This is a genomic window from Streptomyces soli (genome assembly GCF_003999195.1).
In the GTDB taxonomy this organism is placed as follows: domain Bacteria; phylum Actinomycetota; class Actinomycetes; order Streptomycetales; family Streptomycetaceae; genus Actinacidiphila; species Actinacidiphila soli.
In genome coordinates this window covers 19,448-42,506 of sequence record NZ_RJVR01000263.1, presented here as the reverse complement: position 1 = coordinate 42,506, position 23,059 = coordinate 19,448, and the positions used below count along the sequence as shown (strand labels likewise).

Annotated in this window: 22 protein-coding genes; 19 read left to right on the top strand and 3 right to left on the bottom strand. The window is 69.6% G+C overall.

What is annotated here, in order from left to right; genetic code table 11:
* Positions 1 to 14: 14 nt before the first annotated feature.
* Positions 15 to 1,550, bottom strand: coding sequence for a chitinase (locus EFK10_RS28110; RefSeq protein ID WP_407647163.1), 1,536 nt, complete (start codon positions 1,548 to 1,550; stop codon positions 15 to 17).
* A gap of 132 nt (positions 1,551 to 1,682) precedes the next feature.
* Between EFK10_RS28110 and EFK10_RS28105 the strand changes: the two genes are divergently transcribed.
* From EFK10_RS28105 to EFK10_RS28060, 11 genes are all read left to right on the top strand, one after another.
* Entirely contained in the window at positions 1,683 to 2,516 is an 834-nt protein-coding gene (locus EFK10_RS28105; RefSeq protein ID WP_240677509.1) for a hypothetical protein, read from the top strand.
* A gap of 12 nt (positions 2,517 to 2,528) precedes the next feature.
* Positions 2,529 to 3,242 (top strand): Flp pilus assembly protein CpaB, encoded by a 714-nt coding sequence (gene cpaB / locus EFK10_RS28100; protein ID WP_127358463.1) that lies wholly within the window; start codon positions 2,529 to 2,531, stop codon positions 3,240 to 3,242.
* A 43-nt stretch (positions 3,243 to 3,285) separates the two neighbouring features.
* The gene (locus EFK10_RS28095; RefSeq protein ID WP_127358462.1) at positions 3,286 to 4,863 is read left to right on the top strand and encodes an AAA family ATPase; all 1,578 of its coding nucleotides are present in this window, start codon (positions 3,286 to 3,288) and stop codon (positions 4,861 to 4,863) included.
* 212 nt (positions 4,864 to 5,075) lie between these two features.
* A complete protein-coding gene (locus EFK10_RS28090) occupies positions 5,076 to 5,555 on the top strand; it encodes a TadE/TadG family type IV pilus assembly protein (protein ID WP_240677508.1) in 480 nt (159 codons plus the stop codon).
* Positions 5,552 to 6,892 (top strand): CpaF family protein, encoded by a 1,341-nt coding sequence (locus EFK10_RS28085; protein ID WP_127358460.1) that lies wholly within the window; start codon positions 5,552 to 5,554, stop codon positions 6,890 to 6,892. The genes EFK10_RS28090 and EFK10_RS28085 overlap by 4 nt, the downstream gene beginning before the upstream one ends.
* A 2-nt stretch (positions 6,893 to 6,894) precedes the next feature.
* A complete protein-coding gene (locus EFK10_RS28080; protein ID WP_127358459.1) occupies positions 6,895 to 7,833 on the top strand; it encodes a type II secretion system F family protein in 939 nt (312 codons plus the stop codon).
* Entirely contained in the window at positions 7,833 to 8,738 is a 906-nt protein-coding gene (locus EFK10_RS28075; RefSeq protein WP_407647161.1) for a DUF5936 domain-containing protein, read from the top strand. The genes EFK10_RS28080 and EFK10_RS28075 overlap by 1 nt, the downstream gene beginning before the upstream one ends.
* Before the next feature lie 234 nt (positions 8,739 to 8,972).
* The gene (locus EFK10_RS47825) at positions 8,973 to 9,209 is read left to right on the top strand and encodes a hypothetical protein (RefSeq protein WP_240677507.1); all 237 of its coding nucleotides are present in this window, start codon (positions 8,973 to 8,975) and stop codon (positions 9,207 to 9,209) included.
* Positions 9,206 to 9,784 (top strand): pilus assembly protein TadG-related protein, encoded by a 579-nt coding sequence (locus EFK10_RS28070; RefSeq protein WP_265737566.1) that lies wholly within the window; start codon positions 9,206 to 9,208, stop codon positions 9,782 to 9,784. The genes EFK10_RS47825 and EFK10_RS28070 overlap by 4 nt, the downstream gene beginning before the upstream one ends.
* A 13-nt stretch (positions 9,785 to 9,797) precedes the next feature.
* Positions 9,798 to 10,394, top strand: coding sequence for a hypothetical protein (locus tag EFK10_RS28065; protein WP_127358457.1), 597 nt, complete (start codon positions 9,798 to 9,800; stop codon positions 10,392 to 10,394).
* Positions 10,395 to 10,397: 3 nt separating this feature from the next.
* Positions 10,398 to 11,051: an OmpA family protein gene (locus EFK10_RS28060; protein ID WP_127358456.1), complete on the top strand. Its 654-nt coding sequence runs from the start codon at positions 10,398 to 10,400 to the stop codon at positions 11,049 to 11,051.
* Between the two features lie 474 nt (positions 11,052 to 11,525).
* Here EFK10_RS28060 and EFK10_RS28055 read toward each other — a convergent pair whose 3' ends face one another.
* Positions 11,526 to 11,831 (bottom strand): DUF192 domain-containing protein, encoded by a 306-nt coding sequence (locus tag EFK10_RS28055; protein WP_206305615.1) that lies wholly within the window; start codon positions 11,829 to 11,831, stop codon positions 11,526 to 11,528.
* Between the two features lie 80 nt (positions 11,832 to 11,911).
* Here EFK10_RS28055 and EFK10_RS28050 point away from each other — a divergent pair, with 80 nt between their 5' ends.
* From EFK10_RS28050 to EFK10_RS28015, 8 genes are all read left to right on the top strand, one after another.
* Positions 11,912 to 12,583: a prepilin peptidase gene (locus EFK10_RS28050; RefSeq protein ID WP_127358454.1), complete on the top strand. Its 672-nt coding sequence runs from the start codon at positions 11,912 to 11,914 to the stop codon at positions 12,581 to 12,583.
* 56 nt (positions 12,584 to 12,639) lie between these two features.
* A complete protein-coding gene (locus EFK10_RS28045; protein ID WP_127358453.1) occupies positions 12,640 to 13,413 on the top strand; it encodes an isoprenyl transferase in 774 nt (257 codons plus the stop codon).
* Between the two features lie 293 nt (positions 13,414 to 13,706).
* Positions 13,707 to 15,026 (top strand): PhoH family protein, encoded by a 1,320-nt coding sequence (locus EFK10_RS28040; RefSeq protein ID WP_127358452.1) that lies wholly within the window; start codon positions 13,707 to 13,709, stop codon positions 15,024 to 15,026.
* A 478-nt stretch (positions 15,027 to 15,504) separates the two neighbouring features.
* Positions 15,505 to 16,179 (top strand): aggregation-promoting factor C-terminal-like domain-containing protein, encoded by a 675-nt coding sequence (locus EFK10_RS28035; protein WP_240677506.1) that lies wholly within the window; start codon positions 15,505 to 15,507, stop codon positions 16,177 to 16,179.
* 160 nt (positions 16,180 to 16,339) lie between these two features.
* Positions 16,340 to 17,674 (top strand): AI-2E family transporter, encoded by a 1,335-nt coding sequence (locus EFK10_RS28030; RefSeq protein ID WP_127358450.1) that lies wholly within the window; start codon positions 16,340 to 16,342, stop codon positions 17,672 to 17,674.
* A 140-nt stretch (positions 17,675 to 17,814) separates the two neighbouring features.
* Complete coding sequence (locus EFK10_RS28025; protein ID WP_127358449.1) at positions 17,815 to 19,377, top strand: circularly permuted type 2 ATP-grasp protein; 1,563 nt, start codon at positions 17,815 to 17,817, stop codon at positions 19,375 to 19,377.
* Positions 19,378 to 19,412: 35 nt separating this feature from the next.
* Entirely contained in the window at positions 19,413 to 20,348 is a 936-nt protein-coding gene (locus EFK10_RS28020) for an alpha-E domain-containing protein (protein WP_127358448.1), read from the top strand.
* Between the two features lie 5 nt (positions 20,349 to 20,353).
* Positions 20,354 to 21,196 carry a transglutaminase family protein gene (locus tag EFK10_RS28015; RefSeq protein WP_127358479.1) on the top strand — a complete coding sequence of 281 codons (843 nt, stop codon included), beginning with the start codon at positions 20,354 to 20,356 and terminating at the stop codon, positions 21,194 to 21,196.
* 264 nt (positions 21,197 to 21,460) lie between these two features.
* On the opposite strand, the gene EFK10_RS28010 is transcribed toward EFK10_RS28015, so the two are convergent.
* Complete coding sequence (locus tag EFK10_RS28010; RefSeq protein WP_127358447.1) at positions 21,461 to 22,909, bottom strand: catalase; 1,449 nt, start codon at positions 22,907 to 22,909, stop codon at positions 21,461 to 21,463.
* Between the last annotated feature and the right edge of the window lie 150 nt (positions 22,910 to 23,059).

The window sequence follows — 23,059 nt, the reverse complement described above, 5'->3', positions numbered from 1 at the left end:
CGACCGGTCCGGAGCTACGGCAGCGCGTGAAGGTGCGCGCCGACCGTGTTGGAGAAGGAGTTCCCGTTGGACGCGTCCCAGTTGGTGGACCAGGTCATCGCGCCGCGCAGGGCGGGGTAGGTGGTGGACGGTTTGAAGGATCCGCAGTTCGTGCCCTGGGTGAGGCAGTCGAGGGCGGCGTTGACGACGCTGGGGGAGACGTAGCCGCTGCCGGCGGCGCTGGTGGAGGCGGGCAGGCCCAGGCCGACCTGGGAGGGGGCGAGGCCGCCCTGGAGCTGTATGCAGGCAAGGGCGGTGATGAAGTTGACGGTGCCCTGGGAGTAGACGTTGCCGTCGCAGCCGTTCATGGAACCGCTGTTGTAGAACTGGGTGTTGACGACGGTCAGGATGTCCTTGATGTTCAGCGCGGTGGCGAAGTAGCCGCTGGACTTGGACTGCATGTCGATGGTCTGCGGGGCCATGGTGATGATGAGCCCGGAGCCCGCCTTCGAGGACAGCGAGCGCAGCGCCTGCGACATGTAGGTGGAGTTGATGCCGTTCTCGAGGTCGATGTCGACGCCGTCGAACCCGTACGTCTGCATCAGCGAGTAGACGCTGTTGGCGAAGTTCGTCGCCGAGGTGGAGTCGGTGACGCTGATGGTGCCGTTCTGGCCGCCGACCGAGATGATGACCTTCTTGCCGGCTGCCTTCTTGGCCGCGATGTCGGCCTTGAACTGCGACGCGGAGTAGTTGAGCGCCGGGTCGAGGGTGAAGGAGACCGCGCCGGGAGTGGTCGTGGCGTCGGCGAAGGCCACCGCGATGATGTCGTACTGGTTCTGCACCTGGGCGATGGTCTGGACGGTCGCGCCGTTGTTGAAGTTCTGCCAGTAGCCGGTAAGGGCGTGCTTGGGCAGGGAACCACCGCCGGTGGCGGTCGGGGTGGGAGTCGGCGTGGGGGTCGGCGTGGGTGTGGGGGTCGGCGTCGGGGTGGGCGTCGGCGTCGCCGTGGGGGTCGGGGTCGCGGTGCCGGCCGGGCCGGTGAGGCTGACGTCGTCGGCGTAGTACGCGGGCTGGGCGTACCAGCCGTGCAGGTAGAGCGTGACCGAGGTGGTGCTCGCACCGGTGGTGAAGCTGGTGCTGAGCTGGCTGTACGAGGACGCGGACGGCGTCCAGGTAGAGACGTCGCTTGTGCCGGTGCCCGTGGCGCCGAGGTAGACGTAACTGCCCTGGACGTAGGCGCTCAGGGTGTAGCTGGAGCTGGGCTTCACGCTGACGGTCTGGGTGCACTGTGCGTTGTCGGACGAGGTCGGGGTGGCCTTGAGGGCCCCCGAACCGCCGTGGACGGGGCTGCTGACGGCGGCGCCGCTCGATGCCGTACAGGTCCAGCCGGAAAGCCCGCTCTCGAAGCCGGGGTTGGTGACGAGGTTGGCGTCCGCGGCTGTCGCGGTGCCGGACGTGGCGGCGGCGAGACCCGCTACCGAGAGGGCGGCCGCGGCGACGGCGGCCGCCGCTCTGAGCGCACGTTGCACAACTGCCTCCTGGGGGGTGGGAGTTGAGGCAGTCTGGTCCAGACCAATGAATTGGTCAAGACCTCTCGAGACTGATGGGTAGTGAGTTACCCAAGTGTTCGACAACTTTCCGCACTGGTCCCACTACCCTCCGATAAGCTCACCCCGCATAGGTCGCGGCGGGGAGGTGCAGGGTTGTCGAGCGTCATAGCGGTGACGGCGGACGATCTCGCGGTCCCGCTCGAGCAGCACCTCGTACGGACCGTCGCCACGCTGGAGGCGTACGGCCACGTCGTCGCCCTCGTACCGCCCGAGCCCGCCGATCCCGTACGCCGCCGCATGCACACCCTGCGGGCCGCGCTGGACTCCGAGCGGCTGGCGATCGTCCCCGTCGACCTGCCGCCGCTCGCCGGGGCGCTGCTCGCCGAGCAGCTGCGGCAGCTCGCCGGCACCGACCTGGGCCCCGGTGTGCTGGCCGGCGCGGCCCGGCTGCTGTCGCACTACCTCTACGCCGGGGCGCTGCTGGGCTCGGTGGCCAAGCTGGACCGCATCGATGTGCCGGTGGGCGCCCACCTGAAGTCCCTCGTCCCGGGACGGCACTTCGCCGCGATCGCCCACCCCGAGCCGTATCTCGCGCCGGCCGACGACTCCGCCGTTCCGGCCGGCCCCGCCTTCGTCACCCAGCTCGCCGTCGCCACCGGACAGGGCGTCGACCCCGGCTGGGTCAAGGGCCCGCTGGCCCGCGCCTGGCGCACCCAGTACACCCGCAACGTGCCGCTGCCGTCCGACTCCGCGCGCTGGTGGGGAACGGGGCGGCTGGTCGAATTCGTCGCGTACATCGCCGATGTGGGCGTTCTGTACCAGGTCGTGACCTCGGTCCGCCGGGACACCTGTGGCTGGTGCGGACTCGAGGTCATCGGAGATCAGTGCCTTTTCTGCTCTGCGAAGGTCGATGGGCGGGTAAGGACTCCGCAGTCAGTGACACCAACGTCAACCGGCAGCAGTAGCGCAAGAGCGATAGAGCGATAGGGCCCCACACCCATGAATTCACGTCAGCGGCGCGGCGTCGTCCTCCTCGTGGTCTCCGCGCTGTGCGCGGTCGCCGCCTTCGCCGGGGTGCTCTCTGTCATCGGCGACGCGCGCTCCCAGGTGGGCCCCAAGGTCACCGCCTACCGGCTGACCAAGGACGTACCGGCGTACCAGAGCGTGACCGCCGCCCAGGTCCAGAAGATCCAGATACCGAAGCGGTGGCTGCCCACCACCGCCGTGCGCGATCTCGCCGAGGTGAACGGGAAGATGGCCGCCACCGCGCTCAAGCGCGGCTCGCTGCTCCAGTCGGACATGGTCGCCGACCGGCCCGCCCTGCAGGCCGGACAGATGGAGATCGCCATCATGATCGACGCGGAGACCGGCGTGGCCGGCAAGATCACCCCGGGTGCCAAGGTCAACATCTTCGCGACCTTCGCGGGCCGCAAGGACACCGACCCTGACGTCTCGAAGATCATCGTCACTGGTGCCCAGGTCATCGACGTCGGCCAGATCAAGGCCTTCGACACCAGCACCGACTCCAACCGGGTCTCCAGCAAGGGCGTCCCCATCACCTTCGCCCTCAGCGCCCAGGACGCCCAGCGGGTCGCCTTCGCCGAATCCTTCGCCCGGCACGTACGGCTGGCACTGGTCGCCCCCGGGGACAACAGCACCCCGTCCACCGGCGACCGCACGTACACCCTGGCGGGCGACGGGGGTAAGCCGTGACCCCGCCGGCCGCCGTCGCCGCCACAGCTCCGGGAGGCCGCCCGTGACCGTACGGATCCTGTCAGGGACCCCGGACCCCGACACCGCCCGCGCCCTCACCGGCCTGCTCAACCAACTGCCCGGCACCGAACCCGCCCCCGCCCTCCCGGACTCCACCGCGCTCCTCGACGCCCTCGCCCGCGCCGCCGAGGCCGGTCTCGACGAACTCCCCGAGGTCGTCGTCGTCCACGACCTCATCACGCCGATGCCCGCCCTGGAGGTCGTCCGCGAGATCGCGCTGCGCTTCCCGGCCGTCGGTGTCGTGCTGCTCACCGCCGAGCCCAGCCCGGCCGTCATGTCCGGCGCCATGGATTCCGGCGCCCGCGGCCTCGTCGCTCTCCCGCTGTCGTACGACGAGTTGGGCGCCCGTATCCAGGCCGCCGCCGCCTGGGCCGCCGGCGTACGGCGCCACCTCTCGCCGGCCCGCGCCGCCGCCCTGCCCGCCGTCCCCGGCGGCTTCCTGGTCGCCGTCGCCGGAGCCAAGGGCGGGGTCGGGACCACGGTCAGCGCCGTCCAGCTCGCCCTGGCCGCGCACTCGGCGGGCAAGTCGACCGCGCTGGTCGACATGGACCTCCAGGGCGGTGACATCGCCTCCTACCTGGACGTGCAGTTCCGCCGCTCGATGGCCGACCTCGCCGACATCAACGACGTCACGTCGCGGGTCCTCCAGGACGCGATGTACGTCCACGAGGCCGGCCCCGCCCTGCTGCTGGCCCCCGGCGACGGCGAACGCGGCGAGGAAGTCACCGACCGGGCCGCCCGGCAGGTACTGCACGCCCTGCGGCAACGCTACGAAGTCGTGGTCGTGGACTGCGGCACCCAGATGACCAGCGCCAACGCCGTCGCCCTCGAGACGGCCGACGCCGCGGTGCTGGTCACGACGCCGGACGTGGTGGCCGTGCGAGCCGCCAAGCGCATGGTCCGGATGTGGGACCGGCTCCAGATCCGCAAGCCCCAGGACGTCACCGTCGCCGTCAACCGCTACACCCGCGGTACGGAGATCCAGCCCTCGCTCATCGGCCGCATCACCGGCACCCGGGTCGCGACCTCCGTCGTCCCGGCGGCGTACAAGGAGCTCCAGGCCGTCGTGGACGCCGGGCGCCTCCAGGACCTCGACAACCGCTCCACCGTCAAGCAGGGCCTGTGGGCGCTCGCGGCCGAACTCGGCCTCGTCGCGCCCGGGCACGCCCGCCCGTCCGCCCGGCGCGGCCGCAAGGACCGAGGCGGCCGAGGCGACCGAGGCCAGGTCACCCTGGAGACCCTGGGCATGACCCCGGTCATCCTCATCACCCTCATCCTCGTCTGGCAGGCCGTCCTCGCCGGCTACACCTTCACTCTGGCCGGCAACGCCGCGGACGAGGCCGCCCGGGCCGCCGCGGTCGGCCAGGATCCGGCTGCCGCCGCGCGCAGCGACCTCCCCGGCGCGTGGGTCAGCTCCTCTTCGGTCGGCACCCAGACCGCCAACGGACAGGTCACCGTCACCGTCGGCCTCCACGTCCCCGTCCTCTTCCCCGGCGCCATCGACTTCCCCCTCACCGTCACGGGCCACGCCTCCGCCGTCGACGAGGGGGTCACGAAGTGACCCTGCACCGGGGTTCTTTCCCGCCTGCCGTTTGCGCGCAGTCGCCGACGGCGAGCAACCCACCACGAGAGGCCCCGACCCCACGGCTCGGAGCAACGGGCGAGCGAAGCGAGATGGGGGTCCTCCCCCAGCCTGGCGGCTGGGTGGTGGTGGGGGGGGTGCCCCCAGCCAAGCGAGGGGGAGTGCCCCCACCGGCCGAAGGCTGGGGGAGGGTGGGAGCAGCCCGCCGCAGGCGCAACGGCGCCGCACCCGGCAACGGGCCGCACCCCAGCGGATGCGTCTCCGCCCGCCGCAGTCGCAACGGCGCCGCACCCGGCAACGCACAGAACCGCCGCGAACGCGGCAGCGCATCCCTTGAATTCCTGGGCGTACTCCCGATCCTGCTCCTCATCGCCCTGGCCGGAATCCAGCTCGGCCTCGTCGCCTACACCGCCAGCCAAGCCGGCACGGCCGCCCGCACCGCCGCCCGTATGGCGGCCAAGCACGACCCACCCGTCAGCGGGGAGGCCGCAGGCCTGGACGCGGTGAGCGACTGGCTGCGCCCGGGAACGCAGATTCAGATCACGACCGTCGGCGGCGATGCGGTCAAGGCGACCGCCACCATCAAGATCCCCTCCGTCATTCCGGGCGTGGACGTGTTCGATCCCGTCAGCCGGTCCGCCACGATGCCGAAGGAGGACACGACGCCATGAGCCTCCGCGATCGCCTCGGTGCGGCAGCCGACGAGAGCGCCCCGCAGACGCAACAGGGCCATCTGGTCGCCGTGTACCGGGCGAAGCTGTTGCAGGAGATCGACCTCGCCGAGATGTCGGCGCTGGCGGCCGCCGAGCGACGGCTGCGCCTGGAACGGGTGCTGGGCCACATCATCAGCCGTGAAGGCCCGGTGCTGTCGCCGAAGGAGCGCACCGGGATCATCCGCCGTGTCGTGGACGAGGCCCTGGGCCTCGGCATTCTCGAGCCGCTCCTCGAGGACGCCTCGATCACCGAGATCATGGTCAACGGCCCGGACAAGATCTACATCGAGCGCGGCGGCCGCATCGAGCAGGTCGACGCCCGCTTCAGCTCAGCCGAGCAACTGCTGCAGACCATCGAGCGCATCGTCTCGACCGTCAACCGCCGTGTGGACGAGTCGAATCCGATGGTCGACGCCCGCCTGCCCTCCGGCGAGCGGGTCAACGTCATCATCCCCCCGCTGTCGCTCTCCGGCCCGACGCTCACCATCCGCCGTTTCCCGCGCGCGTACACGCTCAGCGAGCTGATCGGCCTCGGAACCCTCGACGAGCACATGTTGATGCTGCTCGCCGCCCTCGTCCGGAGTCGCTTCAACATCATCGTCAGCGGCGGCACGGGCTCCGGGAAGACGACCCTCCTCAACTCCCTCTCCGGCCTGATCCCCGACATCGAGCGCATCATCACCGTCGAGGACGCCGCCGAGCTGCAGCTCCAGCAGGAGCACGTCATACGTCTCGAAACCCGCCCCCCGAACGTCGAGGGCGAGGGCCGCATCACCATCCGCGATCTCGTACGCAACTCCCTGCGCATGCGCCCCGACCGCATCATCGTCGGCGAGGTCCGCGGCGGCGAGACCCTCGACATGCTCCAAGCCATGTCCACCGGCCACGACGGATCACTCGCCACCGTCCACGCCAACTCCGCGGAGGACGCGGTGCTGCGCCTTCAGACCCTGGCGTCGATGTCCGAGGTGAAGATCCCCTTCGAGGCTCTCCGCGATCAGATCAACAGCGCCGTGGACGTCATCATCCAGCTGAGAAGGGACGTCGACGGCACCCGCCGCGTCTCCGAGATCGCCTTCCTGTCCTCCCGGGGCCGCGACAACTTCATCCTCACCACCGCCACCCGCTTCCGCGCCGAACCGCTGGCCGCCGACCGGATCGTACGCGGCTGGTACGAGCACCATCCCGTCCCCCGTGAGTTCGCCGAGCGGCTCTATCTGGCCGGCGAACATGTCCCGGCCGCGTACGGCATCGGTGAGACCGAGCTCGAACTCGCCAGCAGGGAGGCCAAGTAGCCATGACGTCCGGCCAACTGGCGTGGCTCGTCCTCGCCGTCACCGTCGTCGCCCTCGTCCTCGCGGTCTGGGGCCTGCACGCGTGGGCCGGCGGCCGCGCCGACCGCGCAGCTCTCGTCGACCGCCTCGCAGACGTCCCGGCCGTCCAGCGGCACTCCGCCCCCTTCTCCGGCCTCGACCGCCGCGTGCGCCGCACCGCATGGGGCCGCCGCCTCGCGGGGCGCCTCGCGGCCACCGGTACGAACCTGACCCCGGGGCAGTTCACCGCGGCGGCCATCGGCGTCACCGCCGGCGCCTGGATCCTCGCCCACGTCATCCTCGCGCCCTTCTTCGGCCCCATCGCGGCCCTCCTGGCCGTTTGGGCCGTCACCTCCTTCCTGAGGTGGCGCCAGCGCGTACGCAACGAGCGCTTCATCGCCCAACTGCCCGAGCTGTCCCGCGTCCTGGCCAACGCGACCCAGGCCGGACTCGCACTCCGTACGGCCGTCGGCATGGCCGCCGACGAGCTCGAGGCCCCGGCGGGGGAGGAGCTCAAGCAGGTGGCCGACGCCATGGCCCTCGGCCACTCCATCGAGGACGCCCTGGACGAGCTGCGGGAGCGGCTCCCCAGCCGCGAACTCGTCGTCCTCGTCTCCACGCTGGTGCTCAGCAGCCGCGCGGGCGGATCGGTTGTCGAGTCGCTGCGGAATCTCACCGTCACCCTGGAGGAGCGCAAGGAGACCCGGCGCGAAATCCGCACCCAGATGTCCCAGGTCACCGTCACGGCCTACGCCGTCCCCGTCATCGGCCTGGGCTCCCTGCTCCTCCTCAACCAGATCATGCCGGGCTCGCTCAGCGCCATGACCGGCTCCAGCGCCGGCCGCATCGCGGTCCTGGTCGCCCTCGCGCTGTACGTCGTCGGCTTCGCCCTCATCCGGCGCATGTCACGGATCGACGTGTGATGAACATGGCTCTGATCGGACTCGCGCTCGCGCTGCTGATGGCGGCCGGCGTCACCGGCGTCGTCTACGGCATCGGCCTCTACCGCTCCGAGGTCAAGCTTCCCTCCGACCTCCAACTGGCCCTGGAAGTCGGCCGCACCCGCACCACCAAGGTCGGTAACGCCGTGGACCGCCTTGGCATCCGCTGGGCCCCCCGCGTCCTCCGTCTCATGGGCCCCGCCCGCGTCAACAAGGTCCGCGCCCGCATCGACCACGCCGGCCACCCCTACGGCCTCACCGTCGACCGCTACGCCGCCCGCCGCGCCGTCTACGGCGTCCTCGGCGGAGTCGCCGCCCTCGTGCTGCTGCGGGCCGGTCACTGGCTGCTGGCGGCGCTCATGATCGCGTACGGCCTCGGCTGGACCGACCTCGGCATCTGGCTGGCCATCCGCAAACGCCGCGACCAGATCGAGCGCACCCTCCCGGACTTCCTCGACGTCCTCGCCGTCGTCGTCAGCTCAGGGCTCGGTTTCCGTCAGGCCCTCGAGCGAGTCTCCACGATCTACCAGGGGCCCTGGTCCGACGAAATCCGCGTCGCCCTCCGCCAGATGGACGTCGGCGTCAGCCGCCGCGACGCCTTCGACCAACTCCGCCGCCGCAACCGCAGCGACCAGGTCGGCCAGTTCGTCACCGCCCTCCAACAAGGCGAGGAACTCGGCGCCCCCATCGCCCGCACCCTCCTCCAGATCGCCCAGGACATGCGGCGCACCGAAGCCCAGAACGCCCGCCGCCGCGCCGCCCGGACCGTCCCCCGAGCAACTGGCGTGATTACGACCCTCCTCGTCCCCGCGACCATGATCCTTCTGATGACGGGCACCATCCTCGGCTCCCGCATCAACTTCGCAGACCTCTTCGGGAATGGCTGAGGAGGGTGGTGGGTAGTGACGACAGCCGTCATATTGGGTGCGCCGGTTGGCCCGGAATGGGCTGCGGTGGGCGGCGGTTGCGGTGTACATTTGCACTCGCAACCAAATTTGCACCTGCAATCAGCGCCAGCAGTGAGAGGCGGTGCGCCGTGGATGACCTTGCCGTCGACAGCGCTGCCCGTGGCGATTGCGACACCCGGCGCCGCGCAAGGGGCGCGGTAGCTGGCTTTCCTCATGCGACAGAAGCTGGGAGCTGCAGTCATGAGCAGGTGGGTTGCGAAACAGATGCTTGCGTTGCGAGCGTGGTCGAGAGCGACCGGCGACCAGGGCCAGACGTCGTTCGAGTACCTGGGGATCGCGGTGGTGATCGCGGTGATCATTGGCGTGCTGGCGGGCACGACGGACATCGGACGCGCCGTGTTGACCGGCATTCTGGACCAGATCACCGCCATCACGAGCTCCGGCGGCTGATTGGCGACGAGGGGCAGACCCTCGGCCTCTACATCGTGGCGGTGGGGGCACTGTTCTTCCTTGCCTTCGCGTTCTTCGCTGTTGGCCAAGCCTCCGTCACCCGTAACAAAGCCCAGACCGCCGCCGACGCGGCGGCCCTCGGCGCGGCACGTGCCACCCGCGACGGCATCGAAGGTGACTTCCTCAACTCCCTTAAGGCGGGCGACATTGGCGCGCTGAAGAATCTCCTCAACGGCGAAGGCATGGACGGGGCCGGGGCCTGCGACGCCGCTGCCACTTACGCGAATGACAACCAAGCCGACCGGACGAGCTGTGCCCGAGTGGACGGACCTCCTGGATACACCGTTGGCGTCCGCACCCAGGGGACCGTGGGCAACTCGGTGGTCAACGGCACCGAGACAATGCATGCGAAGGCCAAGGCGACAGCAGTCGTCCAGTCCCGCTGCACCGCTGACGGCGCCTCTGGAAATACCGTCACGTTCATCTGCGCCGGTCAGAAAGTGATCGTCGACCCGACCACCAACGACTTCAAACTCAACCTCGCGGAGTTCTTCTCCGTCCATCTCAGTGAGTGAAGAACGGGGGCCCATGGGCATCCAGCAGCGGGCTAGAGGCCGCTGGGCGACTGTCGTTGTGGCGATTACGGTCAGTGTCACCTTGGCGTTGGCGGGCTGCGGCGGAGGCGGCGGCAAGAAATCCAATGGCTCGTCGCAGACCAAGTCCAGCGCGAGCCGCGACGCCGGCGGGTCAAGCCAGGGGTCGTCCTCGCCGACACCCGATCCAACCGCGACGCTCGCCCAGATCAAGGGCGAGAAGAACATGGTCGTGACCGTCAACGAAGCGAGCCGCGACTCGGGCGGCTTCGTGACGGTGAAGGGCACCATCACTAATAACGGGACGTCGGTCTTCAACGCGGTCGACTGGCAGGGGAACGAACTGGCCGTTGCCAGTTCGGGCGCCTCTGTGGCGGGTGCGGTGCTGGTTGATCTCGCAGGTAAGAAGCGCTACTACGTGCTTCGCGACACGGACGGCAAATGCCTGTGCACGATGGGGCTGACCGGCATCCGGTCCAACGAGACCCGGCCCTTCTTCGCCCAGTTCCCCGCACCGCCCGCATCCACCACCCAGGTGCAGTTCCAGTTGCCGACGATGCCCCCGGCCAATATCGAGATCTCGGAGGGGTGAGCGATGCCCCGACCCGGTATCCGTCCCGGGACCGCAGCTGCGGCGCTCGCGTTCGCTCTTGTGCTGATCCCGGGGGCGGCGGTGACGGCGTACGGGGATGACAATCCGACGGCGCAGCCAACGCCGAGCGCGCCGATGAAGATTGATGCGTCGGACCCCGATCTGGAGTTGCCGGAGGGGGCGACGCTGGCGGCGCCGAAGGTGCTGGACATCGTGTCGGTGACGGATTCCTCGACGTCGAAGACCGCGACCGCCAGCGATGGCGAGGAGCGGCACCAGGAGTCCAATTCCACCGTGACGTATGCCCTTCAGGCAGATGTCCTCTTCGCCAAGAACAGTGCGACGCTGAGTCCCACCGCCGCGTCCCGTATCAAGGCCATCGCGTCCGACATCGCCGCCAAGAAGGTGACCACGCCGATCCGGGTGTTCGGCTTCACGGACAACCTCGGCTCGTACGAACACGGCAAGGTGCTGTCGAAGAAGCGAGCCGATGCCGTCTACAAGATCCTCTCGACGGCGCTGGGTTCGTCCTCCACCACCGGCTACTCGTTCCAGGTCCGGGGTTACAGCGAGGATTACCCCATCGCGGACAACTCGACCGAGGCGGGCCGCCGGCAGAACCGCCGGGTGGAGATCACGTTCACCCCCGCCTCGTAAAGACCTCGCCAAGGGGCGGATACGGGGAGTTACGTGTCGGGCACGTTGCGGGCGTGTGGAGAGCGGGAGTATCGACCTAATTAGGCCATTCAGGTCAAATGGGGCGCTGGATGAGACCATTTATAAAGGGAACTTTCACATCTCCCTCATGACCTTCGCGTGGAAGGCCAGCTCACACGCGGTACGGTGGAAACCCCCCCTCGGGCCGGTTCGCTCTCCCCCCCTGCGAACCGGCCCGTTTTTTGTTCGCGAGGCCAGGCATCTTCCTCAATCGGCTCACGCAGCAGTGGCGACGGCCGCCGCGCGCAGCGGGCGGTAGGCCAGCCCCAGGGCGCGGTAGAGCCGCCGGGCGGGCGCGTTGTCGTCGTCGACGATGAGGGCGGCGGTGCCGTGCCGGGCCCAGGGCCTGGGCGATGACGTAGGGGGTCGGCGGTGGTGAGGCGGGTGACCTCGTGGACGTCGGACATGGCCGGCTCAGCTGACGACGCGTACGGTCGCCCCCGGCCGCAGCCCCCAGGCGGCCATGGCACCGGCCTCCGCCTCCAGGACGTGTCGGGCCCGCAGCCGGGGCCGGCCGAGGCGGCCGGGGGGCATGGTGCGGACGGCGAGGACGCGGAAGTGGCGGTCGAGGTAGGCGACATCGATGGCGAAGCGCATCCGCACGGTATGAATGCTGGACGCGGGGGTCAGCAGCAGCACATCGCCGTCCAGGCCGTCGCGGCCCAACAGGCCCCGGGTGCGGGCACGGTAGGAGGCGGCGATCTCCAGCGGTACGTCCATGTCGTCGCCGAGCCGGAGCGTGGCCCTGCCGTCCCGCAAGCGCAAGCGTGCCAAAACCTCTCCCGTGTACGGTCGGCCCGGTGCATGTCTACCTCACAACCGCGGCGGCCGTCTGGGGATTGGTGACCGGCGGCTTCGCCCTCCCGCGCGCGGCCTACCGGCTCTCGGTGGAGCCCGACCTGCCCTGGCGGGACGCGCGGGGCTGGCTGGGCCGGGGGCCGGGCGGGGTGCCGCTGGCGGTCGTGTGCGCGGTGGCGTGTGCGGCGGTGGCTCTGAGGGTCGGCGCGAGGCCCGAGTTGGGGGTCTGGCTGCTGCTGGTGCCGGCCGGGGCGCTGATGGCGCGGGTCGACCTGGCGGTGCTGCGGTTGCCGGACGTACTGACCCTGCCGGCGGGCGCGGTGACGTCGGCCGGGCTCGGGGTGTGCGCGCTGCTGCCCGGGCACGGCGGTTCATGGCCGCGCGCCCTGCTCGGCGGGGCCGCGCTGTTCACCCTCTACTTCCTGCTGCACCTGATCAACCCGGCCGGGATGGGCTTCGGCGACGTCAAGCTCGCCCCGGCGCTGGGCATGGCGCTGGGCTGGTACGGATGGGGGGCGGTGCTTGCGGGTACTTTGGCCGGCTTCGCTCTCGGCGCGATGGCGGGACTCACCCTTCTGGCCCTGCGACGGGCCGACCGTAAGACGGCGATTCCGTTCGGGCCGTTCATGCTGCTGGGGGCGCTCGGCGGCGTACTCCTGGCGGCGGGGTGGTGAGCGTCACCCGGTAGGGTGGCAATCGGGTGACGACCGCAGCGCAGGAGGGCCCCCGCATGAATCTGCACGACCTGGTGCGCACCAGCGTGGTCGAGTTCTACGCCCGCCGGGTGGGACGGCGCCTCGACCTCACGCAGGGCCCCAAGCACATCGGCGTGATCCTCGACGGCAACCGGCGCTGGGCCAAGGCCGCGGGCGGCACGACGGAGCAGGGACACCGGGCCGGCGCGGACAAGATCTCCGAGATGCTGGGCTGGTGCGAGGAGACCGGTGTCAAGGTCGTCACGTTGTGGCTGCTGTCCACCGACAACCTCGACCGCCCGGCCGACGAGCTCGTACCGCTGCTGGGCATCATCGAGGACGCGGTCAGCGGCCTGGCCGAATCCGGCCGCTGGCGGGTGCACCACGTCGGGGCGATGGATCTGCTGCCGCCCGCCACGCAGAAGGTCCTCAAGGAGGCCGAGCAGGTCACCGACAGTGTCGACGGCATTCTGGTGAATGTCGCTGTCGGCTACGGCGGCCGGCAGGAGATCGCCGACGCGGTCCGTTCCCTCCTCCAAGAGCACGGCCGGCGGGGCACCTCCATCGAGGATCTCGCCGAGATCCTCGACATCGACCACATCGCCGAGCACCTCTACACCCGGGGCCAGCCCGACCCCGATCTGGTCATCCGCACCTCCGGTGAGCAGCGGCTTTCCGGTTTCATGCTCTGGCAGAGCGCGCACTCCGAGTACTACTTCTGCGAGGTCTTCTGGCCCGCGTTCCGGAAGGTCGACTTCCTGCGTGCGCTGCGTGACTATGCCGCACGTCACCGTCGCTATGGAGCGTAAATCCGTGGGTTCCGGTCTACCGTTGTCATATGCAGCCGCATAGGCCTGCACTTTCGAGGGAATACACCGGTCAGACCGGCATCCGGACCATGGGTGCCGGACAGTAGCGGGCGGCATGTGGCCGTCCGCCCGGGAGGCCCATTGCACACGGACGAGCTGTCTATCGCTCTTGACACAGACAGCGTCGACCGCGTCGACTCGGAGGGCCGAGACCGGCCCTCGCGGTCGGTCCCGGCCCAGTCCCGCGCGACGCAGTCGCACCCCGACCTCTCCCCGAGGGGGTTCGTCCACACGTGGTGACCAGCAAGAATCGCCGTGAGCACGACCGGCGCACTTACGTACTCGACACCAGCGTGCTGCTTGCCGACCCGAATGCCCTCACCCGCTTCGACGAGCACGAGGTTGTGCTCCCCGTGGTGGTGGTCACCGAGTTGGAGGCCAAGCGCAACCATCCCGAACTCGGCTACTTCGCCCGCCAGGCGTTGCGGCTGCTCGATGAGTACCGGATCCGGTACGGGCGCCTGGACGCGCCCATTCCGACCGGCGAGCTCGGCGGCACGCTCCGCGTCGAACTGAACCACTCGGACCCAGGGGTGCTTCCCGCCGGGTTCCGACTCGGGGACAACGACTCCCGCATCCTGGCCGTGGCCCGCAATCTGCAGGCCGAGGGCTATGACGTGACCGTCGTGTCCAAGGACCTGCCGCTGCGCGTCAAGGCTAGCTCGGTCGGCCTGCTGGCCGAGGAGTACCGGGCCGAACTGGCGATCACCTCCGGCTACACCGGGATGGAGGAACTGCAGATCTCGGCGGAGGACGTCGACTCACTCTTCCAGGAGGAGTCGGTCTTCGTGCCCGAAGTGTCCGAACTGCCCGTTCATACCGGACTTGTCCTGCAGTCCGACCGAGGCAAGGCACTCGGGCGCGTGACGGACGACGGCCGGGTCAGGCTCGTACGAGGAGACCGCGAGGCCTTCGGCATCCACGGCCGCAGCGCGGAGCAGCGCATCGCGCTGGACCTGCTGCTCGACCCGGACATCGGGATCGTGTCGATGGGCGGCCGGGCCGGCACCGGCAAGTCCGCGCTGGCCCTGTGCGCGGGCCTGGAGGCGGTGCTGGAGCGGCAGCAGCACAAGAAGGTGATGGTCTTCCGGCCGCTGTACGCGGTGGGCGGGCAGGAGTTGGGCTATCTGCCGGGCAGCGAGTCGGAGAAGATGAGCCCGTGGGCGCAGGCGGTCTTCGACACGCTGTCTGCGGTGACCTCGAAGGAGGTCATCGAGGAGGTCGTGGCGCGGGGCATGCTGGAGGTCCTGCCGCTCACGCACATCCGGGGCCGTTCGCTGCATGACGCGTTCGTCATCGTCGATGAGGCACAGTCCCTCGAACGGAACGTGCTTTTGACCGTATTGTCACGAATTGGGCAGGGGTCGCGCGTGGTGCTCACTCACGATGTCGCCCAGCGCGACAACTTGCGGGTGGGCCGGTACGACGGCGTGGTCGCCGTCGTCGAGAAGCTCAAGGGCCACCCGCTCTTCGCGCACATCACCCTCACCCGCTCCGAGCGCTCGCCGATCGCCGCGCTCGTGACGGAGATGCTGGAGGATGGCCACGCGTAGTAAGTAAGTGGCCGCGCGAATAGGTGGGGCGGATGCGACGCCGCCCCACCTATTCGCGCGGCCTCTAAATTGACGAACGCTAGGCTGCTGCGCCGCAAAGGCGTAGCAGCCTAGCGCTGTCATGAGGGACTACGCGGCGGTATCCGTAAAACGTGGGGCTCAAACGCCGTGTGAGGTTTGCCACGCAACTGGAGATTGCGCAATCGCGTCGGGCTGCGGCAGGCTGTCGGTTCTGTCAGGCCCCGCTTACGGCACTTCCACACCCCCAGCGGTGTGGCACCCCAGAACTGAACAGCGTCAGCCGTAAGCCGCCCGAGCAACACCGGGCCCTTCCGTAACAGGGAGGACCCACCGGGCCAGTGCTTCTTGTGACCCATCGGATCGACGGGACGTGATCCGGCGCAGGAGGGAAGCCAGCGTCAAGGGGCGCGATTGCGTCCGCGAGGTCACCACGCGGGCGATGCTGGAAGGAAACCGTGTGAGCCGGATCTCGGTCCGGGGATTCGCGGTGGCTTCGGCCACTGCGGTCACCACAGTGGGCGCCGTCGTTGGCGTCGCCGCGGGTAGCGAGCCGGCAACGGCCGCCGCACAGCCCGCCGCTGACGCGACGACCGTACTTGCGGACATACCCGCCGGTCAGCAGGTACAGCAAGCCTCGCTGACCCAGCAGGTGCAGGCGCAGTCGGACGCAGCCGACGCGACCGCCCGCAAGACCGCCGAGGAAGAAGCCCGCAAGGCAGCCGCCAAGACCGCCGCCGCCCGCAAGCAGGCAGCGGACGACGCCGCGGCCGCCAAGGCGAAGGCCGCAGCGGCGAAGAAGGCCGCTTCCGCCCTCGCCGCGACGGTCAAGAGCTCGTACACCGCCGCCGAGGTCCAGGCGATGGCGCAGTCGATCATCGGCGACTCGAGCCAGTACCAGTGCTTCTCCAACATCGTCACGCGCGAGAGCGGCTGGAACTACACCGCGACCAACGCCTCCTCCGGCGCGTACGGTCTCGTCCAGGCGCTGCCCGGCTCCAAGATGGCCACGGCCGGCGCGGACTGGCGGACGAACCCGGCCACGCAGATAAAGTGGGGCCTCAACTACATGAACAGCCGTTACAACAGCCCGTGCGGCGCATGGTCCTTCTGGCAGGCCAACCACTGGTACTAGCCCTACCGGGCCAGGTCTGTTCCGAGTGCCCCCGAGTGCCCCGCACTCGGGGGCACTCGTTGTTCCGTAACAAGGGCTCGGTGCGCGGAGTCAACCTCACCCCCACGTAAAGTCGTCCCCACACATGTGCCACACAGGGGGCACGGGAGCAGGGGAAGCGATGTCGGAGAAGCGCCAGTGGGGCGCCGGGTTCGCAGCGGAGCTGGCGAAGCTCGCCGGCCGGCTGGAAGAGGCACGCGCCGCCGCCCGGGCCGCGGCCGAGGCCGAGGCCAGGGCCGAGGAGAAGGCCGAGATCGCGCTCCGGGCCGCGGCCGCCGCGAGCACGCCTCAGCCCCGGCGCCCGGCCGGGTCGGGAGACCCGGTGGCCGCGGTGCCGTTCGGTATGCGGGTCGCGGGCGAGGTCGGCTGGCGGCTGCTGGTGCTGGCCGGCACCGTGTGGGTGCTGATGAAGGTCATCGGTACGATCCAGCTCGTCGTCCTCGCCTTCGTCGCCGCCCTTCTGATCACCGCGCTGCTGCACCCCTTCGTGGGCCGGCTGAAGCGGGCCGGGCTGTCGCGCGGACTGGCCACCGCCATCACCTTCATCGGCGGTTTCGTGGTGATGGGGCTGGTCGGCTGGTTCGTGGTCTGGCAGGTCATGGAGAACATCGACAACCTTTCCAGCAGCCTCCAGGACGGCATCACCGAGCTGAAGCGCTGGCTGCTCAACAGCCCGTTCCATGTCACCGAGGCCCAGATCAGCCAGATCGCGAAGAATCTGCAGGACGCGATCGGCTCCAACACCAATGCACTCACCGACGCCGGCCTGCAGGGCGTCACCGTCGTCGTCGAATTCCTCACCGGCATCCTGCTGGCGATGTTCAGCACGCTGTTCCTGCTCTACGACGGCGGCAACATCTGGAACTGGGTCCTGCGCCTCTTCCCCGCCGCCGCCCGCGACGGCCTGTCGGGCGCCGGGCCGCGCGCCTGGCGGACGCTGACCCTCTACGTACGGGGCACCGTGATCGTCGCCCTCATCGACGCCGTCTTCATCGGCATGGGCATCTTCTTCCTCGGAGTGCCGATGGCCGTGCCGCTGGCCGTGATCATCTTCCTGGCCGCCTTCGTGCCGCTGGTCGGCGCGGTGGCGTCCGGCGTGATCGCGGTCATCGTGGCGCTGGTGACCGAGGGGCCGGTCATCGCACTGCTGGTGCTCGCCGTGGTGCTGGCCGTGCAGCAGATCGAGGGCCACATCCTCCAGCCGTTCATCCTCGGCCGGGCGGTACGGGTGCACCCGCTCGGGGTGATCCTCTCGGTCGCCGCCGGCTCGCTGATCGGCGGGATCGGCGGCGCCGTCGTGGCGGTGCCGCTGGTCGCGGTGACCAACACGGTCGTCGGCTATCTGCGGGCCCACGCCCGGGAGGCTGAGCTGTCCGCCGAGCCCGGACCGTACGGCGGGACCGTCGTCGAGGCAGCTCTGGGCGATGAGGCGGGGCCTCAGGAGAGAGGCGCATGACCGGGGCTTCGACGGCTCAAACCGGCGCCGCTTTACGGGTGGGTAAACACCTGGTTCACCCGGCTCTGTGACCTTGGCGTGTCTTCTGCCGGAAATCACGCCGTGATCGTCGCGATACAGATGCCGCCTAACTTCGCTTCATGGCGGACATATTTGACGCGTATGCGTTGGCCGACGCATGGGACGAGATGTTTGAGCGGCCGGGTGTGGTCAGGACCGCCTATGAGCCGCTACTGGCTGCCCTGCAGCCCATGGACGCGGCCGAACTGCGGTTCCGGGCCGACCAGATGGCCAGGTCGTTCACCGACCGAGGGGTCACCTATGCCTTCGCGGGCGAGGAGCGGCCCTGGCCGCTCGACCTCGTGCCGCGCATCCTCGACGCCCTCGAATGGGACCTGATCCAACGCGGCGTCGCCCAGCGGGTGCGTGCCCTGGAGGCCTATCTCGCCGACGCCTACGGACAGGCCCGAGCCTTCGAGGACGGCGTCGTGCCCTGGCGGCTGCTGCTCAACTCGCCCCATTTCCACCGCGCCGCGCAAGGCATAGAGCCCCCGAACGGCGTCCGGGTGCACGTCGGCGGCATCGATCTCGTACGGGACGAGGAGGGCGAGTTCCGGGTCCTGGAGGACAACGTACGCGTCCCCTCAGGCGTCAGTTACGTCATCGAGAACCGCCGCGCGATGACCCGGATGTTCCCCTCGCTCTTCGCCGAACAACCGGTCCGCCCGGTCGACGCCTACGGCCAGCGGCTGCTCGCCGCGCTGCGCGCCGCCGCCCCGGCCGGGGTGACCGACCCGCAGGTCGTCGTCCTCACCCCCGGCCCGAGCAACGCGGCGTACTTCGAACACGCCCTGCTGGCCCGGCTGATGGGCGTACAGCTGGTCGAGGGACACGACCTGGTGTGCTCGGGGAACCGGGTCTGGATGCGTACGACACGCGGCGAGATGCCCGTCCATGTCGTATACCGGCGGCTCGACGACGACTTCCTCGATCCGCTGCACTTCCGGCCGGACTCGGTGATCGGCTGCCCCGGCATTCTGAGCGCCGCGCAGGCCGGCAACGTCACCCTCGCCAACGCCGTGGGCAACGGCATCGCCGACGACAAGCTGCTCTACACGTACGTCCCCGATCTGATCCGCTACTACCTCTCCGAGGAACCGATTCTGCCGAACGTCGAGTCCTACCGGCCGGATGAGCCAGGCCAGTTGGAGGCCGTCCTCGACCAGCTCGACAAGCTCGTCGTCAAACCGGTCGACGGCGCCGGCGGCCAGGGCATCGTCATCGGCCCGCACGCCGACCGACCCACCCTGGACCGGCTGCGCAAGGAGGTGGCCGCCGACCCGCGCGGCTGGATCGCCCAGCGCCCGGTCGCCCTGTCCACCTCACCGACGCTGGCCACCGGCGGGGTCTCCCCACGCCACATCGACCTGCGGCCCTTCGCCGTCAACGACGGCAACGATGTCTGGGTGCTCCCGGGCGGCCTGACCCGGGTCGCCCTCCAGGAGGGCAACCTCATCGTCAACTCCAGCCAGGGCGGCGGTTCCAAGGACACCTGGGTGCTCGCGCAGGCCCCCGAGATCACCGATCCCGAGCCCTCGGCGGCGACGTACGAATCCGGCACGCCCGAGGTCGCACCACGCCAGCTGGGCCCCAGCGGGCACCGCGCGGCCCTCAACGGCGAGCAAGAGGGACAGCAGCAGTGACCAATCCCGAGCTCCTCCGAGCAGGAGGCACCGCGATGAACGACATCATCCTCTCCCGGATCGCCGAGGCCCTGACATGGACCGGCCGTTACGTGGAGCGGGCCGACGCCACTGCCCGCATCCTCGACGCCTACCTGCACCGGCTGCTCGAGGACCCCTGGCGCGACGAGGACGCCGCCTGCCGCTCGCTCTACGCCATCCTCGGGCTCAACGCCCCCGGCGACCAGCACTGCGACATGCAGCAGGTACTCGACAGCCTCGCCTTCGACGCCCGCAGCACCGGATCCATCGAGGGCGCGCTCGGCGCCGCCCGCCTCAACGCACGCAGCGCCCGCGAGGCGGTCTCCTCCGAGATGTGGGAGTGCCTCAACTCCACCTGGCACGCGCTCGGCGAGCAGCGCACCGCCGCCCGCCGGACCGGCCCGTACGCGTATCTCGCCCTCGTACGCCGCCGGGCCGCGCTCTTCTTCGGCCTCACCGACTCCACCATGAGCCGCGACGACAGCTGGCGCTTCGTCGTCCTCGGTCGCAGCCTGGAGCGGGTCGACATGACGGTGCGGCTGCTCTCGGTACGCGTCCTGGACGCCGCCCACGCCCCCGACTGGCCGACCCTGCTCAGCGCGAGCGGCGCGGACGAGGCCTTCGCCCGGGTCTACGGCGGCTTCGGCGACACCTCCCGGGTAGCCGAATTCCTTCTCCTGGACCGCGACTTCCCACGCTCCGCCCTGCACGCACTGACCACGGCGGAGGAATGCCTCGCCGCGCTCGGCAACCCCCGGCACGACGCCGCACGCCAGCCGATCGGGCGGATGCGCACGCGCTTGGAATACCTGGAGTCGGGCACCCTGGAGGAGGCGCTGCCACGGTTGCTGGGTGATCTGCAGAAGGCCTGTATGGCCTCGGCGGAAGCTGTGGCGGAACGGTTCTTCCCGTATCAAGGCGCCATCGAGTGGGCGCAGGAAGGGGCGTGACGACTGTGGGACGCAGACTGCGCATCCGGCACGAGACACGCGTCGCTTACGCGGAAGCGGCGGTCTCCTCGCACAACGAAGTACGCATGACCCCGCTCACCCTGCCGCACCAGACCACCCTCGACGCGCGGGTCACCGTCAGCCCGGCCACCGCCACCTGGTCCTACTGGGACTACTGGGGTACCCAGGTCACCGGCTTCGACCTCATGGACCCGCACGCCGACCTCGCCATCACCGCCGTCTCCCTGGTCGAGACCGCGCCGCCCTCGCCGCTGGCCGAGCCGGCCGGCTGGACCGAGATCGCCGAACGCGCCGCCACGACCCGGCTGCTGGAGCACTCCTCGCCGACGGCCCGTACGACGGTCGGCCCCGACCTCGTCGACGCCGCCCACGAGACCGCGCTCGGGCTGGACCCGCACGAAGCGGCCGTCTCCGTCGCCGAGATGGTCGCCGACCGCGTCGCCTACGTCCCCGGCGCCACCGGCGTCCTCACCACCGCCCAGGAAGCCTGGGAGCAGAGCGCCGGCGTCTGCCAGGACATCGCCCACCTCACGGCCGGCCTGCTCCGGGGGATCGGCCTCCCGACGCGTTACGTCTCCGGCTACCTCCACCCCGACCGCGACGCCGACCTCCACCGCCCCGTCGCCGGCCAAAGCCACGCCTGGATCGAATACTGGGCCGGCGACTGGTTCGGCTACGACCCCACGAACCGCGTCCGCGCCGACGAGTCCCACGTCGTCGTCGGCCGAGGCCGTGACTACGGCGACGTCACCCCCCACAAGGGCATCTACCGGGGCGCGGCTTCCGGCCCCCCGGAGGTCACGGTGGAATTCACGCGCCTGGCGTAACGGCGGGTTGTTCCCCCACCCCGGACCCCGGCTGGTTCCCGATCGCCGTGCAGGCCACATCCGTGCCCGCTCCGCAGCCCGCCACCACCGCCAGCAGCGGCACGGCCGCCCCCACCCTTGCCCAGAGATGTCCGCCCATGCCCATGTGATGCGTACGGCGGCGAATCGGTTCCGTACGCGCATGAGTACGCGAACGCGTTGCAGCCCCGGGGCACGGGCAGGGCTCACGTGCCTCGGGGCTGCCGTCAAGAGGAGACCGACCGCTCAGCCGCCGTTGACGTTCGCGGCGATGCTGTCGCCGACCTCCTTGTCGATGTTGCGCCAGTACTGCAGGGCGCGTTCGAGGATGGGGGCGCTGACGCCGTTCTTGAGGTGCCCGGAGACATTGGAGACCAGCCGGGCGCGGGCGGCATCGTCGAGGACCTGGCGGACCTGGGTGCCGGCCTGGCCCCAGTCGTCGTCCTCGCGGTGCAGCTTGTAGGGCTCGCGGACCATGGCGCCGGCGGTCTCCCAGCCGGCCGGTTCGCCGAAGCGGGTCAGGTCGGCCTCCGGACCGCCGTACGAGTTCGGCGCGTACGGCGCACCCGTGCGGGCCGGCTCGAAGCGCATGGGCCCGTCCTTGGCGTAGGAGTGGACCGGGACGTGCGGCCGGTTGGGCGGCAGCTGCGTGTAGTTGGGTCCGATCCGATAGCGGTGGGTGTCGGCGTACGAGAAGAGCCGGCCGAGCAGCATCTTGTCGGGCGAGGGGCCGATGCCCGGGATCATGTTGCTGGGCTCGAAGGCAGCCTGCTCGATGTGGACGAAGTAGTCCTCGGGGTTCTCGTTGAGGGTCATCCGGCCGACGTCGATGAGCGGGTAGTCCCCGTGCGGCCACACCTTGGTGAGGTCGAAGGGGTTGAACCGGTAGTCCGCCGCGTCATCGAAGGGCATGACCTGCACCTTCAGGGACCAGGACGGGTGCTCGCCGCGTTTGATCGAGGTGAACAGGTCGCGGCGGTGGCAATCGGTGTCGGCGCCCGCGAGGTGGTCGGCCTCCTCCTGGGTGAGGAAGTCGATGCCCTGGTCGGTCTTGAAGTGGTACTTGACCCAGAACTTCTCGCCGGCACCGTTGATCCACATGTAGGTGTGCGAGCCGTAGCCGTTCATGTGGCGGTACGTCTTCGGGATGCCCCGGTCGCCCATCAGCCACGTCACCATGTGCGCGGATTCCGGGGACAGCGTCCAGAAGTCCCACTGCATGTCGTTGTCGCGCAGCCCGTTGTCGGGGCGGCGCTTCTGCGAGCGGATGAAGTCCTGGAACTTGATCGGGTCGCGTACGAAGAAGATCGGTGTGTTGTTGCCGACCAGGTCGAAGTTGCCCAGCTCGGTGTAGAACTTCAGTGCGAAGCCGCGGGGGTCCCGCCAGGTGTCGGGGCTGCCCATCTCGCCCGCCACCGTCGAGAAACGGGCCAGCATCCGGGTCCGCTTGCCGGGCTGGAAGAGGTCCGCCTTGGTGAACTGGCTGACGTCGTTCGTCACTTCGAAGACGCCGTACGCGCCCGCGCCCTTGGCGTGTACTACTCGCTCGGGGACCCGTTCGCGATTGAACTGGGCCATCTTCTCGATGAGGTAGTGGTCCTGGAGCAGGATCGGGCCGTCCGAGCCCACCGTGAGCGAATGTGCGTCGCTCTCCACCGGGATTCCGGCGTTGTTGGTGGTGTAGGGGGTGCTCATGTGAGTCTGTCCTCCCGTCGATTCTTTGAAGAGTCCGTCGGGGGCTCCGGGGTCGTGGTGCCGGACTGTCCGACCACCACGACCTACACAAACACTGAATCACTGGCACGGCATGCCGGGCAATGGGTGACACGACTTAGTTTGGACAAG

Excerpts from the sequence above, each read along its gene's own strand:
- cpaB (WP_127358463.1), top strand. The coding sequence starts at position 2,529 with ATGAATTCACGTCAGCGGCGCGGCGTCGTCCTCCTCGTGGTCTCCGCG.
- EFK10_RS28085 (WP_127358460.1), top strand. The coding sequence starts at position 5,552 with ATGAGCCTCCGCGATCGCCTCGGTGCGGCAGCCGACGAGAGCGCCCCG.
- EFK10_RS28080 (WP_127358459.1), top strand. The coding sequence starts at position 6,895 with ATGACGTCCGGCCAACTGGCGTGGCTCGTCCTCGCCGTCACCGTCGTC.
- EFK10_RS28075 (WP_407647161.1), top strand. The coding sequence starts at position 7,833 with ATGAACATGGCTCTGATCGGACTCGCGCTCGCGCTGCTGATGGCGGCC.
- EFK10_RS47825 (WP_240677507.1), top strand. The coding sequence starts at position 8,973 with ATGCGACAGAAGCTGGGAGCTGCAGTCATGAGCAGGTGGGTTGCGAAA.
- EFK10_RS28065 (WP_127358457.1), top strand. The coding sequence starts at position 9,798 with ATGGGCATCCAGCAGCGGGCTAGAGGCCGCTGGGCGACTGTCGTTGTG.
- EFK10_RS28060 (WP_127358456.1), top strand. The coding sequence starts at position 10,398 with ATGCCCCGACCCGGTATCCGTCCCGGGACCGCAGCTGCGGCGCTCGCG.
- EFK10_RS28055 (WP_206305615.1), bottom strand. The coding sequence starts at position 11,831 with ATGGACGTACCGCTGGAGATCGCCGCCTCCTACCGTGCCCGCACCCGG.
- EFK10_RS28045 (WP_127358453.1), top strand. The coding sequence starts at position 12,640 with ATGAATCTGCACGACCTGGTGCGCACCAGCGTGGTCGAGTTCTACGCC.
- EFK10_RS28030 (WP_127358450.1), top strand. The coding sequence starts at position 16,340 with ATGTCGGAGAAGCGCCAGTGGGGCGCCGGGTTCGCAGCGGAGCTGGCG.
- EFK10_RS28025 (WP_127358449.1), top strand. The coding sequence starts at position 17,815 with ATGGCGGACATATTTGACGCGTATGCGTTGGCCGACGCATGGGACGAG.
- EFK10_RS28020 (WP_127358448.1), top strand. The coding sequence starts at position 19,413 with ATGAACGACATCATCCTCTCCCGGATCGCCGAGGCCCTGACATGGACC.
- EFK10_RS28010 (WP_127358447.1), bottom strand. The coding sequence starts at position 22,909 with ATGAGCACCCCCTACACCACCAACAACGCCGGAATCCCGGTGGAGAGC.